At 71.9% G+C, this 16,338-nt stretch carries 16 protein-coding genes; 9 read left to right on the top strand and 7 right to left on the bottom strand.

What is annotated here, in order from left to right:
* The first annotated feature begins 182 nt into the window (after window positions 1–182).
* The 5 genes from ACGFYY_RS20855 to ACGFYY_RS20835 all read left to right on the top strand — a co-directional run bounded on the left by ACGFYY_RS20855 (window position 183) and on the right by ACGFYY_RS20835 (window position 6,843).
* On the top strand, window positions 183–989 hold the full coding sequence (locus tag ACGFYY_RS20855; RefSeq protein ID WP_365279741.1) for a redox-sensing transcriptional repressor Rex: 807 nt from the start codon (window positions 183–185) through the stop codon (window positions 987–989).
* Window positions 986–2,686 carry a glutamyl-tRNA reductase gene (locus ACGFYY_RS20850; RefSeq protein WP_393711172.1) on the top strand — a complete coding sequence of 567 codons (1,701 nt, stop codon included), beginning with the start codon at window positions 986–988 and terminating at the stop codon, window positions 2,684–2,686. Before ACGFYY_RS20855 ends, ACGFYY_RS20850 begins: the two co-directional genes overlap by 4 nt.
* A complete protein-coding gene (gene hemC, locus ACGFYY_RS20845) occupies window positions 2,683–3,651 on the top strand; it encodes a hydroxymethylbilane synthase (RefSeq protein ID WP_365281530.1) in 969 nt (322 codons plus the stop codon). Before ACGFYY_RS20850 ends, hemC begins: the two co-directional genes overlap by 4 nt.
* Window positions 3,648–5,315, top strand: a complete 1,668-nt coding sequence (locus ACGFYY_RS20840) for a bifunctional uroporphyrinogen-III C-methyltransferase/uroporphyrinogen-III synthase (RefSeq protein ID WP_030722644.1) — start codon at window positions 3,648–3,650, stop codon at window positions 5,313–5,315. Before hemC ends, ACGFYY_RS20840 begins: the two co-directional genes overlap by 4 nt.
* Before the next feature lie 166 nt (window positions 5,316–5,481).
* Entirely contained in the window at window positions 5,482–6,843 is a 1,362-nt protein-coding gene (locus ACGFYY_RS20835; RefSeq protein ID WP_393711169.1) for a HEAT repeat domain-containing protein, read from the top strand.
* Between the two features lie 73 nt (window positions 6,844–6,916).
* On the opposite strand, the gene ACGFYY_RS20830 is transcribed toward ACGFYY_RS20835, so the two are convergent.
* Entirely contained in the window at window positions 6,917–7,867 is a 951-nt protein-coding gene (locus ACGFYY_RS20830; protein WP_393711167.1) for a GlxA family transcriptional regulator, read from the bottom strand.
* A gap of 116 nt (window positions 7,868–7,983) precedes the next feature.
* On the opposite strand from ACGFYY_RS20830, the gene ACGFYY_RS20825 reads away from it, so the two are divergent.
* The 3 genes from ACGFYY_RS20825 (at window position 7,984) to ACGFYY_RS20815 (ending at window position 10,768) form a co-directional block, all read left to right on the top strand.
* Entirely contained in the window at window positions 7,984–9,066 is a 1,083-nt protein-coding gene (locus ACGFYY_RS20825) for a saccharopine dehydrogenase NADP-binding domain-containing protein (RefSeq protein ID WP_393711166.1), read from the top strand.
* A gap of 103 nt (window positions 9,067–9,169) precedes the next feature.
* The gene (hemB, locus tag ACGFYY_RS20820; RefSeq protein WP_393711165.1) at window positions 9,170–10,171 is read left to right on the top strand and encodes a porphobilinogen synthase; all 1,002 of its coding nucleotides are present in this window, start codon (window positions 9,170–9,172) and stop codon (window positions 10,169–10,171) included.
* 324 nt (window positions 10,172–10,495) lie between these two features.
* Entirely contained in the window at window positions 10,496–10,768 is a 273-nt protein-coding gene (locus tag ACGFYY_RS20815; protein ID WP_365267601.1) for a DUF1876 domain-containing protein, read from the top strand.
* A gap of 44 nt (window positions 10,769–10,812) precedes the next feature.
* Here the strand turns inward: ACGFYY_RS20815 and ACGFYY_RS20810 are convergent, their stop codons facing one another.
* Together ACGFYY_RS20810 and ACGFYY_RS20805 are read right to left on the bottom strand one after the other, a co-directional pair.
* Window positions 10,813–11,568, bottom strand: a complete 756-nt coding sequence (locus ACGFYY_RS20810; RefSeq protein ID WP_365267603.1) for an ABC transporter permease — start codon at window positions 11,566–11,568, stop codon at window positions 10,813–10,815.
* A complete protein-coding gene (locus tag ACGFYY_RS20805) occupies window positions 11,565–12,500 on the bottom strand; it encodes an ATP-binding cassette domain-containing protein (protein WP_393711162.1) in 936 nt (311 codons plus the stop codon). Before ACGFYY_RS20805 ends, ACGFYY_RS20810 begins: the two co-directional genes overlap by 4 nt.
* A 101-nt stretch (window positions 12,501–12,601) precedes the next feature.
* Between ACGFYY_RS20805 and ACGFYY_RS20800 the strand changes: the two genes are divergently transcribed.
* Window positions 12,602–13,363 carry a TetR/AcrR family transcriptional regulator gene (locus tag ACGFYY_RS20800; protein WP_393711160.1) on the top strand — a complete coding sequence of 254 codons (762 nt, stop codon included), beginning with the start codon at window positions 12,602–12,604 and terminating at the stop codon, window positions 13,361–13,363.
* On the opposite strand, the gene ACGFYY_RS20795 is transcribed toward ACGFYY_RS20800, so the two are convergent.
* The 4 genes from ACGFYY_RS20795 to ACGFYY_RS20780 are packed head-to-tail and all read right to left on the bottom strand — an operon-like array spanning window position 13,346 to window position 16,336.
* The gene (locus ACGFYY_RS20795) at window positions 13,346–14,116 is read right to left on the bottom strand and encodes an alpha-ketoglutarate-dependent dioxygenase AlkB (protein WP_393711158.1); all 771 of its coding nucleotides are present in this window, start codon (window positions 14,114–14,116) and stop codon (window positions 13,346–13,348) included. The two genes, ACGFYY_RS20800 and ACGFYY_RS20795, sit on opposite strands and share 18 nt — an antisense overlap.
* Window positions 14,100–15,335, bottom strand: a complete 1,236-nt coding sequence (locus tag ACGFYY_RS20790; protein WP_393711156.1) for a hypothetical protein — start codon at window positions 15,333–15,335, stop codon at window positions 14,100–14,102. The genes ACGFYY_RS20795 and ACGFYY_RS20790 overlap by 17 nt, the downstream gene beginning before the upstream one ends.
* A gap of 39 nt (window positions 15,336–15,374) precedes the next feature.
* Window positions 15,375–15,554, bottom strand: a complete 180-nt coding sequence (locus tag ACGFYY_RS20785; RefSeq protein ID WP_393711154.1) for a DUF397 domain-containing protein — start codon at window positions 15,552–15,554, stop codon at window positions 15,375–15,377.
* The gene (locus tag ACGFYY_RS20780) at window positions 15,551–16,336 is read right to left on the bottom strand and encodes a helix-turn-helix domain-containing protein (RefSeq protein WP_393711152.1); all 786 of its coding nucleotides are present in this window, start codon (window positions 16,334–16,336) and stop codon (window positions 15,551–15,553) included. The genes ACGFYY_RS20785 and ACGFYY_RS20780 overlap by 4 nt, the downstream gene beginning before the upstream one ends.
* Between the last annotated feature and the right edge of the window lie 2 nt (window positions 16,337–16,338).

Genomic DNA, 16,338 nt, shown 5'->3' with positions numbered 1-16,338 from the left:
AACGGGTTCGACGTGCCGATGGTTCCGGCTTTACGTGCCGGAAGCGCGTGACCCCGGTCACTTTGGTCGGACAAACCGGACACAATCTTTGTGCACGCGTTCACAAAGGCATAGCCTGCTGTCGACGGGGCGGTCCTGGGACAAGTGGCCGCCTGCAGCCCCGCTCATCCCGCAGGAGCATCGTGGCAACTGGCCGAACTCACCGACCGGCGACCCGCAGCCGAGGTATTCCCGAGGCCACTGTCGCCCGGCTTCCGCTGTACTTGCGCGCCCTCACCGCGCTCTCCGAGCGATCGGTGCCCACGGTGTCCTCCGAGGAGCTCGCGGCCGCCGCCGGAGTCAACTCCGCGAAGCTGCGCAAGGACTTCTCGTACCTCGGCTCCTACGGGACCCGCGGCGTCGGCTACGACGTCGAGTACCTCGTCTACCAGATCTCCCGCGAGCTCGGCCTGACCCAGGACTGGCCGGTCGTCATCGTCGGCATCGGTAACCTCGGCGCCGCCCTCGCCAACTACGGCGGTTTCTCCGCGCGCGGCTTCCGGGTCGCGGCCCTCATCGACGCCGACCCGGCGATGGCCGGCAAGCCGGTCGCCGGCATGGCCGTGCAGCACACCGATGATCTGGAGAAGATCATCTCGGAGAACGGCGTCTCGATCGGCGTGATCGCGACCCCCGCGGGCGCGGCCCAGCAGGTCAGCGAGCGGCTGATCGCGGCCGGTGTCACCTCCATCCTGAACTTCGCGCCCACCGTGCTGTCCGTGCCCGAGGGCGTGGACGTGCGCAAGGTCGACCTCTCCATCGAGCTCCAGATCCTCGCCTTCCACGAGCAGCGCAAGGCCGGTGAGGAAGCGGCCGCCGCTGCCGCCGGCAGCCCCTCCGTGGGCGGCGCCGCACCCGCCGCGGCCGTGGTGCCGCCGGCCGGGCGGACCGCCGCCGAACAGCGCAAGGGCGGGCCCGAGGGCGACGTGCCGGCGGTGATGCCGGCATGAGTCTGCTCGTCGTAGGGCTGAGCCACCGCAGCGCACCCGTCAGCGTCCTGGAGCGGGCCTCGCTGTCCGCCGATGCCAAGGTGAAGCTGCTGCACGACACCCTCGCCGCCGAACCGGCGACCGAGGCGACCGTGCTGGCCACCTGCAACCGGATCGAGCTGTACGCGGACGTGGACAAGTTCCACGCCGGCGTCGCCGAGCTGTCCACGCTGCTCGCGCAGCACAGCGGCGTCGCGCTGGAGGAGCTCACCCCCTATCTGTACGTGCACTACGAGGACCGGGCGGTGCACCACCTGTTCTCGGTGGCGTGCGGCCTGGACTCGATGGTCGTCGGCGAGGGGCAGATCCTCGGCCAGATCAAGGACGCGCTCGCGCTGGGGCAGGAACTCCACACCGCCGGCCGGCTGATCAACGACCTGTTCCAGCAGGCGCTGCGGGTCGGCAAGCGGGCGCACTCCGAGACCGGGATCGACCGGGCCGGCCAGTCCCTGGTGACCTTCGGGCTGGAACAGCTCGCCGTGGGCACACCGGTGGTCGAGTGGGCCGCCGGCAAGCGGGCGCTGGTCATCGGCGCCGGGTCGATGTCCTCGCTGGCCGCCGCGACGCTGGCGCGCGTCGGTGTCGCCGAGATCGTCGTGGCCAACCGGACCGCGGAGCGGGCGGAGCGCCTGGCGGAGATTCTGGTTGCCTCGGGCACCGGGGTCTCGGCCGCGGCCGTGCCGATGGCGCGTGTCGCGGATGAGCTGACACGAGTCGACGTGGTCGTCTCCTGCACCGGTGCGACGGGGCTCGTGCTGACCGCCGACGACGTGCTCGACGCCGTGTCCTGGGGCTCCGTCCCGGACCCCGCGCCTCGAACGCCGGCGGGGCCGGCAGATCGGGGCTCCGCCCCGGACCCCGCGCCTCAATCGCCGGCGGGGCTGGAATCGGCCGACGTAGTCGCCCGTCTCGTGGCCGCTGCCGAAGGCGGGAGGCGCCTCGCCGACGCCGGAGCCGCGCGGACCATCAGCGCTCCCGTGGAGGGCGACGGGTGTCCCGTCGGACCCGACGGGCGCGCCGCGCTCACCGGGGTCGACGCCAACTCCCTCGAACTGCACGGGACCTGGGCCGACCAGGGCGAGGCCGCCGCACAACGGCAGCCCCGCAGGAGCACCCGTACGCAGCCCCTCGCGACCACCGTCCGGCTCGCGCTGCTCGACCTGGCCATGCCCAGGGACATCGACGCGGCAGTGCACCGGATCCCGGGCGTCCGGCTCGTGGACATCGAGTCGCTCGCGGAGGCGTCCGCCGACGCCCCGATGGCAGCCGACGTCGACGCCGTACGCGGGATAGTCGCCCAGGAAGTGGCGGCCTTCGGGGCGGCGCAGCGGGCCGCGCACATCACGCCCACCGTCGTCGCCCTGCGCGCCATGGCGGCCGAGGTCGTGGCCATGGAAGTGGCGCGGCTCGACGGACGCGTGCCCGACCTCGACGAACGGCAGCGTGCCGAGGTCACCCAGACCGTGCGTCGCGTCGTGGACAAGCTCCTCCACGCGCCGACCGTGCGCGTCAAGCAGCTCGCGAGCGAGCCCGGCGGCGCCGGGTACGCGGAGGCGCTGCGCGAACTCTTCGACCTCGACCCTCAGACGGTTGCTTCCGTCAGCCGGGCGGACGCGGCCGATCCGATGAACGACGACGACCCAGGACGGGCATCATGAACACACGTCCCGACCAGCCGCTGCGGCTCGGTACGCGGCGGAGCAAGCTGGCCATGTCCCAGTCGGGGCACGTCGCCGACGCGGTACGGGCCGTCACCGGCCGCGCCGTCGAGCTCGTGGAGATCACGACCTACGGCGACGTCTCGCGCGAGCACCTCTCGCAGATCGGCGGGACGGGCGTGTTCGTCACCGCCCTGCGCGACGCGCTGCAGCGCGGCGAGGTCGACTTCGCCGTGCACTCGCTGAAGGACCTGCCGACCGCGCAGCCCGACGACCTGGTGATCGCGGCCATGCCGCGCCGCGAGGACCCGCGGGACGCGCTCGTCGCCCGGGACGGTCTGACCTTCGAGCAGCTGCCCGACGGTGCCCGGATCGGTACCGGTTCGCCGCGGCGCACCGCCCAGCTCAACCACCTGGCGCTCTCCCTCGGCAAGCGGATCGAGACGGTGCCCATCCGCGGCAACGTCGACACCCGGATCGGCTTCGTCCACGACGGAGAGCTCGACGCCGTCGTCCTGGCGGCCGCCGGTCTCAACCGGATCGGGCGCGGCGGCGAAGCCACCGACCTGCTGTCCGTCGACAGCGTCCTGCCGGCTCCCGGCCAGGGCGCCCTCGCCGTGGAGTGCCTCGCGTCCGACACGGACCTCGTCGCCGCGCTCGCAGAACTCGACGACCCGCACACCCGGGCCGCCGTGACCGCCGAGCGTTCCCTGCTCGCCGCCCTGGAGGCCGGCTGCAGCGCACCCGTGGGCGCGTTCGCCGACCTGTCGGCGGACGGGGAGATTGTCAATGAAATGCGCCTGCGCGGCGTCGTCGGAACCCTCGACGGCACCACGCTGGTGCAGCTGTCCACCACCGGTCCCGTGCCCCAGTCGTACGACGAGGCCATGGCGCTCGGCCGCGAACTCGCGGACGAGATGCTGGCCAAGGGCGCGGCCGGTCTGATGGGGGAGCGATCGCTTTGAACCCCTCAATTCCGACCACCTCCGCCTATCCGGCCGTCGCCGCCCACGGACGCGTCACCTTCCTCGGTGCCGGCCCGGGCGACCCGGGCCTGCTGACGCTGCGCGCCGTCGAGGCGCTCGCGGCCGCGGACGTACTGATCGCGGAGCCCGAGGTGCTCGAGGTCGTACGGACTCATGCGCGGGCGAATGTCGACACGCCGCAGCTGACGATCGCTGATGAAGTGTCAGCAGCCGCCGGGGTCCCGGTGATCCGGGACGCGGCCAATCTTGTCATGGAGGCCGCACGCTCCGGCAGGCGGGTCGTGCGTGCCGTCACGGGCGACCCCGGTCTCGACGGCAACGCCGCCGAGGAGATGCTCGTCTGCGCTACCGCCGGTATCCCCTTCGAGGTGGTGCCCGGTGTCGCGACCGCGGTGGGCGTACCCGCGTACGCCGGTGTCCCGCTGCGCGACAAGCAGGGCGCGGACGTGCGGTTCGTCGACGCGCGGACCGCCTCGGCGCGCTGCTGGAGCGAGGTCGGCGCCAGCGACGGCATCCTCGTCGTGTCCGCGACCCTGGAGACCGTCTCGGCGGCCGCCGCCGAGCTGGTGAGCGCCGGGCGCAAGCCCGACACCCCGCTCACCGTGACCGTCGCCGGCACCACCACGCGGCAGCGGACCTGGTGCGCGACGCTCGGCACCATCGCCCAGGTGTTCAAGCAGGGCAAGGTGCTCCCCTCGCCCGAGGGCGCCCGGCCCGTCATAGCCGTGGTCGGTGAGCACAGCGCCGCCGCGCGGCGCGAGGACCTGTCCTGGTTCGAGTCGAAGCCGCTGTTCGGCTGGCGGGTCCTCGTACCGCGCACCAAGGAGCAGGCCGCCTCGCTCTCCGACCAGCTGCGTTCCTACGGCGCGGTGCCCCACGAGGTGCCGACCATCGCCGTGGAGCCGCCGCGCACCCCGCAGCAGATGGAGCGCGCGGTCAAGGGCCTGGTGACGGGCCGCTACGAGTGGATCGCCTTCACCTCGGTCAACGCCGTGAAGGCCGTCCGCGAGAAGTTCGAGGAGTACGGGCTCGACGCGCGCGCCTTCGCGGGCATCAAGGTCGCCGCGGTGGGAGAGCAGACCGCCGCCGCGCTCGTGGAGTTCGGCGTGAAGCCGGACCTGGTGCCCAGCGGTGAGCAGTCCGCCGCCGGACTGCTGGAGGACTGGCCGCCGTACGACCCGGTCTTCGACCCGATCGACCGCGTGTTCCTGCCGCGGGCCGACATCGCGACCGAGACGCTGGTCGCCGGGCTGATCGAACTCGGGTGGGAGGTCGACGACGTCACCGCCTACCGGACGGTGCGCGCGTCTCCGCCCCCGGCGGACACGCGCGAGGCGATCAAGGGCGGCGGCTTCGACGCCGTTCTCTTCACTTCCTCGTCGACCGTCCGCAACCTGGTCGGGATCGCCGGCAAGCCGCACAACGTGACCGTCATCGCCTGTATCGGGCCGGCGACGGCCAAGACGGCGGAGGAGCACGGGCTGCGCGTGGACGTACTGTCCCCGGAGCCGTCGGTGTCGAAGCTGGCGGAGGCCCTCGCCGAGTACGGTGCGGCGCGCCGCGAGGCGGCCAAGGAGGCCGGCGAGACGGTGTTCCGGCCGAGCGAGCGACGGCCGGGGGCGCGACGGCGTCGCACGACGTGAGCGGCTTAGGCGGGCCCTGCCCGCCGCAGGACACCGGGAAGGGGCCCGGGTGCGATCGCACCCGGGCCCCTTCCCGTGTCCGGCCCGGGCGGAATCCGGTTGTCGGTCGCCCGCGGCCCGGCGAAGATCACCGCCGGGACGCGGGACGCGGGACGAGGGGGGACGGATGACGGAGCTGGACGCCCGGCTGGTGGACGCGGTGGCGGCGGGTGAGGCGGAGACGGTACGGGCCCTGCTGGCGGAGGGCGCGGACCCGGACGCGGTGGGCGAGGACGGGCTGCCGGTGCTGTGCGCGGCGGTCGCGGCCTATGCCGTGGAGAGCGTCGAGATGTTGGTGGCGGCCGGAGCGGACCCGGACCGGCCGCTCCCGGACGGGACGACCCCGCTGCTGAGGGCCGTCGACGCCGGCTCCTCGGCGGTGTGGGTGGCGGTACGCGGTCCCGCGCCGCTGAGGGACGGCGAGAGGCCGCTCGCCGCCGCCCGGCGGTGGTACGAAGTCGGTGCGGAGGCGGAGCTGCGGCGGCTGACGGGGGCCCACGGACCGGCACGGAGCGAGATCGTGCGGGACGGGGAGTCCGGTCGGATCCGGGAGATCACCCTCGGCGGGCGGACCGTACGGGACGGGCACGGCGCGATCCTCACCTTCCTGGAGGAGGATCTCCGGATCCTGCCGCCGGTCGGGGAACTCGTCACCCGGGCCGTGCGGCAGGCCGACGCGTACGGGGCCCTGGACGAGGACGAGGAGCACGTCGACCGGGCTGCGGCCCGCGGGAACCTCCTGTCGCGGCAGAGTGCCGAGACCTGGCGTGCGGTGATGGAGTTCCACCGGCACCCCGCCCCCGCCCACCGGGCGTTCGCCGCCGACTTCCTGAACCTGGCCACGCTGATGGTCGACATGTTCCCGCACGAGGTCCCGCACCATCGCCGGTACGCGGAGCGGCTCGCCGAGCTGCTCCCCGGCTGGGCCGCGGTGGAGCCGGATCCCGGGGTGCTGGCGATGCTGCTCCGCCTGCTGACCGACAGGTGCCTCCCGCAGGCGCGGGCGCTCGGCCTGCGATACGCCGACCACCCGGACCCCCGGGTGCGCCGCCGGGTGCCGTGGATGCTCCACCCGCCGGAGGCCCCGGCGACGGCACGGGTGGTGCGCGGCCTCGCCCGGGACCCGGACGGCGAAGTGCGGCAGCGGGCGGCGGAGGTGCTGGACTGCGACGCGGTGGAGGACCGCGAGGTACTGATCGCCCTGCTCCGGGACGAGAACCCGCAGGTGCGGGAACGGGCCGCGTACTCCGTCAGGTCAGGACGCGACCGCTCGCCGGCCGTCACCGAGGCGCTGCTGGAGCTCCTGGACGCCGACGGACAGGACGAACGACTCAGCGCCGCCTTCGCGCTGGCCTGCCGGGACCACCCCCGTACGCCGGAGGCGTACGAGAAGGTGGGTCCGCTGCGCCCGGAGTACGAGGGCGACCCCCGGGCGGACGGCCTGTGGCGGTGGAGGTTCCGCAACGATCCCGCCGGGCGGCGGGGGTGAGGTGCGGGCCGTCGCCGGGCCGGGGGTTCCGGACGCGGACCCGGCCGGCGGACACCGGTCCGGAGGTCGGCCGTCAGGCGGGGTTCGCGGTGCGGAACGTGCGGCGGTAGGTGTCGGGCGGGACGCCGACCACCCGTTTGAACTGGCGGCGCAGGGTGGTGGCGGTCCCCATGCCGGTGGCCACGGCGACGGCCTCGATCGTCTCGTCGGTGGCCTCCAGCAGCTCTTGGGCGCGGCGGACCCGCTGGGTCAGCAGCCATTGCAGCGGGGTCTGGCCGGTGACCGCCCGGAAGCGTCGTCCCAGATGGCGGGGGCTCGTACTGGCCCTGCGCGCCATGTCGGTGACGGTCAGCGGCCGGTCGAGGCGCTGCTGGGCCCAGGCGAGCAGGTCGGTGAGCTGGTGGTCGCCGCCCGTGGCCTGGACCGGGGTGGTCACGAACTGGGCCTGACCGCCGGTCCGGTGCGGGGCCATGACGAGGCGACGGGCGATGGCGTTGGCGACGGCGGCGCCGTGGTCGAGGTGGATCAGGTGCAGGCACAGGTCCACGGCGGCGGCCTTGCCCGCGGCCGTGAGCACGCTGCCGTTGTCCGTGTAGAGGACGTCCGCGTCGACCTCGGCCCGCGGATGGCGTGCGCTCAGCTCGGCGGCGTGCGCCCAGTGGGTGGTGGCCCGCCGCCCGTCCAGCAGGCCCGCGGCGCCGAGCACGAAGGCCCCGGTGCACAGGGAGGCGACCCGGGCACCGGCCGCGTGGGCCGCGCGCACCGCCTCGACCAGCTCGGGCGGTGGGGGTTCGTCGACGTCGGCGCACGCGGGCACGATCACGGTGTCGGCCCGGACCAGGCGCTCCAGGCCGTGGTCGGGCTCGACGGTGAACGGGCCGACACGCACCGGGCCGGGGCCGCACAGCAGGACGTCGTACCAGCCGTGCGGGGCGTCGAGCGGGGGATTGCCGAAGATCTCGTAGGCCACCGCCAGCTCGAAGTGCAGCATGCGGCCGGCGGCCGCCAGGGCGACGGTAGGCATGTCCGAAAGTGTACGGGTGATGTCGTTCCGGACCATCACGGTCGGGTGCGGGGCGCCCCGAGACTGGGTTCATCGAGACGGCGGATACGACGCGAACGACGCGAACGGGGACAGCGATGAGCACGGTGGGTACGGCGGACATGACGGACACGACGGACGCGGGTACGACGGGCGCGGTGGTGGTCTACGGGGCGACCGGGCACACCGGTCGCTTCATCGTCGCCGAGCTGCGCAGGCGCGGAATCGCCACCGTCGTCTCCGGCCGCGACGAGGCCCGGCTGGAGGCACTGGCCGCCGAGGGCGGGGCGGACGTGCTCGTCCGCCCGGCCGCCGTCGACGACCCGGCCTCCCTGGACCGGGCCCTCGCCGGAGCGGCGGCCGTGATCAACGCCGCCGGACCGTTCGCGGTGACGGGCGGCCCGGTCGTCGAGGCGGCCCTGCGCGCGGGGATCCCGTACGTGGACGTCGCGGCGGAGATCGAGGCGAACGCGGCCATGTTCGCCGACCGCGCGGAAGCGGCCCGTAAGGCGGAGGTGCCCGTGGTGCCGGCCATGGCCTTCTACGGCGGCCTCGGCGACCTGTTGGTCGGCGCGGCCACCGGCGGATGGGAGGCGGCGGACGAGGTGCACGTCGCGTACGGGCTGAGCAGCTGGCGGCCCACGGCCGGCACCCGGGAGGCGGGCACGGTGTCCCACGAGCGACGCGCGGGGCGCCGGGTGCGGTTCACGGACGGCGCCCTGCGCTACCACGACGACCAACTGGCGGAGCAGGAGTGGGACTTCCCCGCGCCGCTGGGCCGGCGGACGGTGATCGCGGAGTTCACGATGGCCGACGTCGTCACCGTGCCCAGCCATGTCGACGTGCCCGAGGTGCGTACGTACATGGCCGCGGAGGCCGCGCGGGATCTCGCCGGGCCGGACACGCCGGCGCCGGAGGCCGTCGACGACCTCGGCCGCTCGGACCAGACCTTCGTCGTCGACGTCCTGGTGCGGTCGGGCGGGATCGAGCGCCGGGCCACGGCCCGGGGCCAGGACATCTACGCGGTCACGGCGCCGCTGGCGGTCGAGGCCGTCGAGCGGCTCCTGTCCGGGCGGGCCAGGACGACGGGTGTGGCCTCGGCCGCCGCGATGTTCGACGCGCCGGACTTCCTGCGGGCGCTGGCCCCGTACCTGTCGGTGGAGCTCTCGCACCGACCGTAGGTCGGGGCCGGGGGACGGCCGGGGACGGGTGGAGCCCGGGAGCGGGGGGCCCGGGCTCTACCCTTGTCCGGACTGCTGTCGATGCTCGAAGAGGCGACTGAAGATGAGCGCGTACGGATCCTTCCCCGGTTCACGGCCCCGCCGGCTGCGCACCACCCCGGCGATGCGGCGGATGGTCGCGGAGAACCGGCTGCACCCCTCGGACCTGATCCTCCCGGCGTTCGTACGGGAGGGCATCAGCGAGCCCCTGGCGATCTCCGCGATGCCGGGCGTCGTGCAGCACACCCGGGACACGCTGCGGAAGGCCGCCGTGGAGGCGGCCCGGGCGGGGGTCGCGGGGATCATGCTGTTCGGTGTCCCGGCCGACGAGAACAAGGACGCGCTGGGCACGGCGGGCACCGAGCCGGACGGGATCCTGCAGGTCGCGATCCGTGATGTGAAGGCCGAGGTCGGGGACGACCTGGTGATCATGTCGGACCTGTGCCTGGACGAGTACACCGACCACGGCCACTGCGGCGTGCTGGACGAGCACGGGAACGTCGACAACGACGCGACGCTGGAGCGTTACGCCGAGATGGCGCAGGTCCAGGCGGACGCGGGCGTCCACGTGGTCGGGCCGAGCGGGATGATGGACGGGCAGGTCGGCGTCATCCGTGACGCGCTGGACGAGACCGGGCACGAGGACGTCTCGATCCTCGCGTACACGGCGAAGTACACCTCCGCCTTCTACGGTCCCTTCCGCGAGGCCGTCGCCTCCTCGCTGCAGGGCGACCGCAAGACCTACCAGCAGGACCCGGCGAACGCCCGGGAGTCCCTGCGGGAACTCGCCCTCGACCTGGAGGAGGGCGCGGACATGGTGATGGTCAAGCCGGCCGGTCCCTACCTCGACATCCTCTACCGGGTGGCGCAGGCGGTGGACGTCCCGGTGGCGGCGTACCAGATCAGCGGCGAGTTCGCGATGATCGAGGCGGCGGCGGAGAAGGGCTGGATCGAGCGCGACCGCGCCATCCTGGAGACCCTGCTGGGCATCAAGCGGGCGGGCGCCGACACGATCCTCACGTACTGGGCGACCGAGGTCGCCGGCTGGCTGCGCGAGACCCGCTGACGGTCTGTTCCACGGCCGGGCGGCGAGGCCGTCGAAGACGACGAAGTCGAGGAGGACGGCGACCGGAGCGACGACGGCGAACCACACCCTGGCGGCGGCCTACCGCCACCGCCAAGGCAACGCCCACGCGGCGACCGGCACGGCCAGAGCCACCAGCAGGCCGAACCCGAAGGCGGGGAAGGCGACGTCGGGCTGTTCGGGGCCTTCGACTGTTGAGCTCGGGGAACGGCGGTCCGTGCCCACCGCCCCCGGGTCCACCGCTCGCGTTCGTCTCTCCCCGGGCGCACCCTGGAGGGAAGGGTGACCCCCTGGAGGTGATGCACCATGGCCACGCTCGTCGGGTGGCATGTGGAGCTCGAATTCACCGAGGAGGGCCACCGCACCAGTGCGGCGGCCCTGGTCAGGCTCGGGGACGGCTCCGAGATCAAGGCGCGGGGCTATGCCTTGCGTCATCCCTCCGACCCGGAGCAGTTGAGGGTCGGGGAAGAGATCGCGGGCGCTCGTGCGCTCATGGATCTCGCGTCGCAGATGCTGCAGAAGGCCCACGCCGAGATCGATGAGGCCACGGGCCGTCATTCCTACCCGCTCAATCACTGAGTGGCAGGTTCACAGGCCCGCTGAGGGGCTCCGACCGGGGCCCGTCAGCGGGTCCTGCCGCGGAACAGGACCGCCGCCAGGGTCATGGCCACGGCCGTGATGCCCGCGCACCAGCTCAGGGCCGTCCAAGGGGCGTTTCCGGCGGGCTGTGCCAGGAGCAGCGCGCGCAGGGATTCGATGACCGGGGTCAGCGGCTGGTGGTCGGCGAAGCCGTGCAGCCAGCCGGGCATGGTGTCGATGGGGACGAAGGCGCTGGACGGGTACGGCAGGAACATCATCAGGAAGGTGAAGCCGCCGGCCGCCTCGGGGGACTTGGCGAGCAGGCCCAGCGCGGCGGCCAGCCACGAGATGGCCGTGATGTACGTCAGCAGCAGGCCGGCCGCGGCGAGGAAGGCGGCCGGTCCGGCCTGGGGCCGGAAGCCGATGGCGAGGGCGACGGCGAGGACCAGGGTGGTGGAGATCAGGTTGCGCACCACCGAGGCCGCCACGTGACCGGCGAGGACCGGGATGCCGCCGATGTCGAGGGAACGGAAGCGGTCGATCACGCCGTTCGTCATGTCCTCGGCGACGCTGACGGCGGTGGAGGCCGCGCCGAAGCCCGCGCAGAGGAGCATGGCGCCGGGCACCACGTACGTCACGTACGCCGTCCCGGTGTCGATGGCCCCACCGAAGAAGTAGACGAAGATGAGCATCAGCATGACGGGCAGCATCAGGGCGGCGATCAGCGCGTCCGGCCGGCGGCTGCTGATGCGCAGGCTGCGGCCGGCCAGGGCGAGGGCGTGCACGGGCACAGTGGTCATCGGTCGGCTCCCGTCAGGGCGAGAAAGACGTCGTCGAGGGTGGCGCTGCGCAAGGTGAAGCGGTCGATGTCGGTGCGGTCCGGGTCGAGTTCGTCGAGCAGTGTCCGCACGTGGGCGGCGGTGCCGTCGGTCGGCAGGCCGAGGGTGAGCTCGTCGGGGGCGAGGTGGACGGCGCGCGGGGCGAGGGCCTCGTAGGCGGCGGGGCTGGTGAGGGTGAGGTCCAACCGGTGCCCGGCGACGCGGGACTTCAGCTCGGCCGGGGTGCCCTCGGCGGCGATGCGGCCACCGGAGAGGACGGCGACGCGGTCGGCGAGTCGGTCGGCTTCCTCCAGGTACTGGGTGGTGAGCAGGACGGTGGTGCCGTCGGCGCGCAGTTCCCGTACGAGTTCCCACAGGTCCTGGCGGCTGCGCGGGTCGAGCCCGGTGGTCGGCTCGTCGAGGAAGATCACCTCCGGCCGGGAGACCAGGCTCGCGGCGAGGTCGAGGCGCCGGCGCATGCCGCCCGAGTACGTCTTCGCGGTGCGTCCGGCGGCCTCGGTGAGCCCGAACCGGGCGAGCAGCTCGTCGGCGCGGGTCCGGGCGGCGCGCGGGGAGAGCCCGGCCAGCCGACCCATCATGCGCAGGGTCTCGGTGCCGGTCTGCAACTCGTCCACGGCGGCGAACTGGCCGGTGAGGGAGATGAGTTCGCGGACCCGGGAGCGCTCGGTGACGGTGTCGCGCCCGGCGATCCGAACGTTGCCGGCGTCGGCGGCGGTCAGGGTGGCCAGGATCCGCACGGTGGTGGTCTTGCCCGCGCCGTTGGGGCCGAGGAGGGCGAGGACGCTGCCGCGCGGGACGGCGAGGTCGATGCCGTCCAGGACGCGGAGGTCACCGTAGGACTTGGTCAGGCCTGTGGCGTGGATGCCGAGGGGGCCGGAGGCGTGCGTGGTCATGGGGAATGGTGCTCCCTTCCCATCTTCTGCGTATGCCTTACGCTCTTCTGTGTAAGTAATACACAGAACTAGGATGGGGGTCAATCGAGGAGTGGGCGGTCATGGCGGACGAGGACAGCGGCACAGGGCTCCCGACGAGCCTGGAGATGGCCTGGGGTCTACGCGAACGCCCCGCCAAGGGGCCGCGCCCCACGCTCACCCTGCCGAAGATCGTGGACGCGGCGGTGGCGCTCGCCGCCGCCGAAGGGGTGGACGCCGTCTCCATGGGCCGCGTGGCCAAGGAACTCGGCGTCTCCACGATGTCCCTCTACCGCTACGTCGCCGCCAAGGAGGAGCTCTACGTCCTCATGGCGGACGCGGGCGTCGGCGCCCCACCGGCGCTCCCGCCCGAGGCGCAGGGGTGGAGCTGGCGCGAGCTGCTCACGAACTGGGCGTACGCGCAGCGGGCCGTCCTGATGGCCAACTCCTGGATCCTGCGCATCCCGATCACCGCCGCGCCCGTTTCCCCCAACCAGCTGGCCTGGATGGACCGCGGCCTCGCGTCCATGGCCGGCACCGACCTGGCGGAGAGCGAGAAGCTCTCGACGATCATCCTGATCGGGGGACTCGTACGGAACGAGGCCACGATGGCCGCCGACATGATGGACGCCATCATCAAGTCCGGGGTCGCCCCGGACCAGGCCCTCGGCCGATACATCCGCACCCTGCGGCTCATGACCGGACCCGACAGCCACCCCGCGGTCACGCGACTGCTGGCCTCGGACGCGTTCAGCGGCTCCGGAGAGCCGGACTTCCAATTCCGCTTCGGCCTGGACCGCATCCTGGACGGGCTGGCCCCCCTGGCGTCAGAGCGGCGGCAGTAGATCACTCTCGCTGACGGTGTACGTCAGCGGCGGGTAGACGAAGTCCACCTCTTCGTTCTCGCGGCGCCGCAGTCGGTAGAACTCGCGCCGCTGATCGTCGTCGGCCGAGCTCAGGCGCGCGCCCTCAGGGAGGTACGCCTGTCCGTCGCGAAACCGGACGAGGGTCTTCGACGTCCGGAACGTCACGCCCAACCATGCGTTGTCCGGCATCGGCACGGGCGCGTCCAACACGATCCTGTGCGTGAACCGCCGATTCGACGCGACGGAGAACGCGACGACACCGTTGTGGGTGAGAGGGACCTCGAACGTGTCGCTCTCACCGGCCGTCTTCGACGCGAACATCAGCTTCCGCGGCGGGCCTTCCGGATTCCGGTAACAGGAGAGAACGGCGATGAAGGACCCGTCGGCCAGATCCAGGGCATGGTCGGAATGACCGCCCATCGTCCGGTACGCATTCGTGTAGCTCTCGATCAGCGCGTTGTTGAAGCCGACCGGGATCGCCATGTGCTCCTGAATCCGCTGCGCCAGCCGCTCGTGCACCGCACGGAATCGCTGCGCCGGGCTGCCGTACCGCGTGGTGGTGCGCACGAGAGGCACCCCCTGCGCCCCGTCGACCCTGGTGAGGACGGCACCTTGCCGGCCCTTTCCCACGCCTTCCAGACGAGCCGACGAGGACAGCTCCGCGAAGAGATCCTGATCGGCCGGGAACGCGTACGAGAGGATCTCGTCCGAGATCCTAGGCGCGGGGGGCAACGTAGTCTCCCGTGTTCATGCTGAAGAGGAATTTCCCGCCGTAGTCGATGAAGGACGAAGTCCTGTTCTCCTCGGCGTACAGCCTGCGCAGCTCGTCCATGCCCTCCGGTGTGGGCGGGCCCAACGTCACCAGGTCCCCGCCCGCCTTGAGGAACGTCCGACCGCCCTTGTGAACGGCCTCGGCGCTCGAACAACGCACCACGTACCCGAGGCGGGTCGGGAGCACCTCGGCGCCCAACGTAGAGGGCCGGATCTCGTGCGTGTACAGGCGGTTGGTGGACAGCGGCATGAAGAAGACGGAGCCGGGGTAGAGCGTCAGCTCGAACTGCGGGGGGAGCGCGACCCCGCCCTGTTCCGCTTCCGCCATCGGTTCCTTGAGGCGGAAACGGAGTCGGGTCAGCCCGCTGGCACGCTTCACGCCGTGGTCGAAGGCGTCATCGGCCAGGGGCCGCAGCTTTTCCAGCCCCTCGTAGAAGGTGCAGAAGGCCATGACGCCATTGAGAGGCATGTCCTTGGTCTTGTCGGCATGGGCCGCAATCTTGGCCTTGGACTGCTTACGCTCGGCCGTGGCACCGGTGTTGTGGTAGATCTGCGCGAGGACATGATTCAGCGGCGCCTGGTCCCGGAAGACGGTGGCGGCCTCGCGGTTCAGAGCATCGACGATGAGGGTGTCGGTCGCGCGAAATCCTTCGGTCGGCCCCGAAAGATTCGTGGAGCACCGGAGCAGGCGGAAATGCAGCTCGTCACCGCTCTGCTCGACGGGCGTCAGATAGATGCCGCTGCGATGGGCGGTTCCGGGCTTGGTGGACTCCGTCAGGGACTGGAACGCGTGCTCCGCACGGATCCGCCCGAAGTGATCGGCGTCGAGATCGAAGAAGCGGCGGTAATACACGCCGGCGCCGTGCACCCGGACGGGAACCCGGCCGACATCGACCAGGGTCCGGGGTGCCTCGACGGCCTCGTCGTAGCCGTGCGACAGCTCCCGGACGACGAACACCCTTTCCGCCGACTTCAGTTGGTGGTCGCTGATCCCGGACACGTCGCCGCACAGGTAGACGGTCCTGCCCATGAGGTCGGGCGAGCCGGAGGCGAGGTCCTCCGGTGTGATCGTGGACCCGAAGAAGTCCCTGATCAGGTCGCTGCCGTGCAATGCCGACGGCGCGACGAGGAGGTTGTGCGCGTCATCGATGCGGGCTTCCGCCGGCTCTGTCGGGTACATCAAACGACACCTGTCATTCGCGGATCTGGATGAGGTGGGCTACCGAGCCAGCCAGCCGGTCAACGCCGCCCAGCTCGCCGGCGCGACCGCCAGGACGGGGCCGTGCTGGACCTTCGAGTCCCGGACGTGGACCAGGGCCGGGCCGGGGGCCACCTCGACGCACGCGTCGCCGTCGCCGCCGCTGTAACTGGACTTGAACCACTTCAGTTCGGTGCTCATAACTCTCCTAGCAGGCGGTCCAACAGGCCCTGTGTCTGGACGGTGTTGAGGGCCTGAGTCCGCAGCATCGCATATCGGCGAGCCATGATGCTGACCTCGTCCAGGTCTGAGATGAGCCTGCTGCCACGTTGACTCTCCGAGTATCCGAGGTGCTGGTGGGTGGGGGTTTCCAGGAGGATGAAGGGGCCGTCGAGGGCTGCGTGGGCGGGCTGGTCCAGTGGCATCACCTGGATGGAAACGTCCGGAAGTTCCGTACAGGCGAGCAAGTGTCGTAGCAGTTCCTCGTGTACGTCTCGGCCGCCAATGCGGTGTCGGACGGCGGGCTCCCAGATGACGAAGCTGAGGGTCGGTGGTGTCTTGCGGTGCAAGATCCCCTGCCGCACCATGCGGCGGGCGGTCAGATCCTCGATGGTTTGCTCAGGGTGAGCAGGGACGCGGCACTTGAAGAGTGCTCGGGCGTAGCGCTCCGTTTGTAGCAGCCCGGGTACACGCTGGCCTTCGTACCAGGACAAGCTGACGGCTTTGAATTCAAGGGATAGGTATTCCTCAGCCCATGGCGGCGTCGTGTCGATGTCGGGAAGCTCCAGTGCCGCCACGGTCAGCAGCCCCGGAAGTCCGAGGTGCAGGTCCATCAGCTCTGCGACGTTCGGCATCAGGGCCCGCCGCCCCTGCTCGATGGACGCGATGGTCTCCGCGTCCAGCCGGACCAGCTCGCCGAGCTGCCGCTGGGTCAGGTTCTTGGCGGTGCGGGCGGCGGCCACCATCGCGCCGACCATCTTCATGG

Source organism: Streptomyces sp. NPDC048331 (assembly GCF_043201215.1).
In the GTDB taxonomy this organism is placed as follows: domain Bacteria; phylum Actinomycetota; class Actinomycetes; order Streptomycetales; family Streptomycetaceae; genus Streptomyces.
Note: the sequence above shows the minus strand (reverse complement) of the source record. Positions and strands in the feature narration are given on the sequence as shown.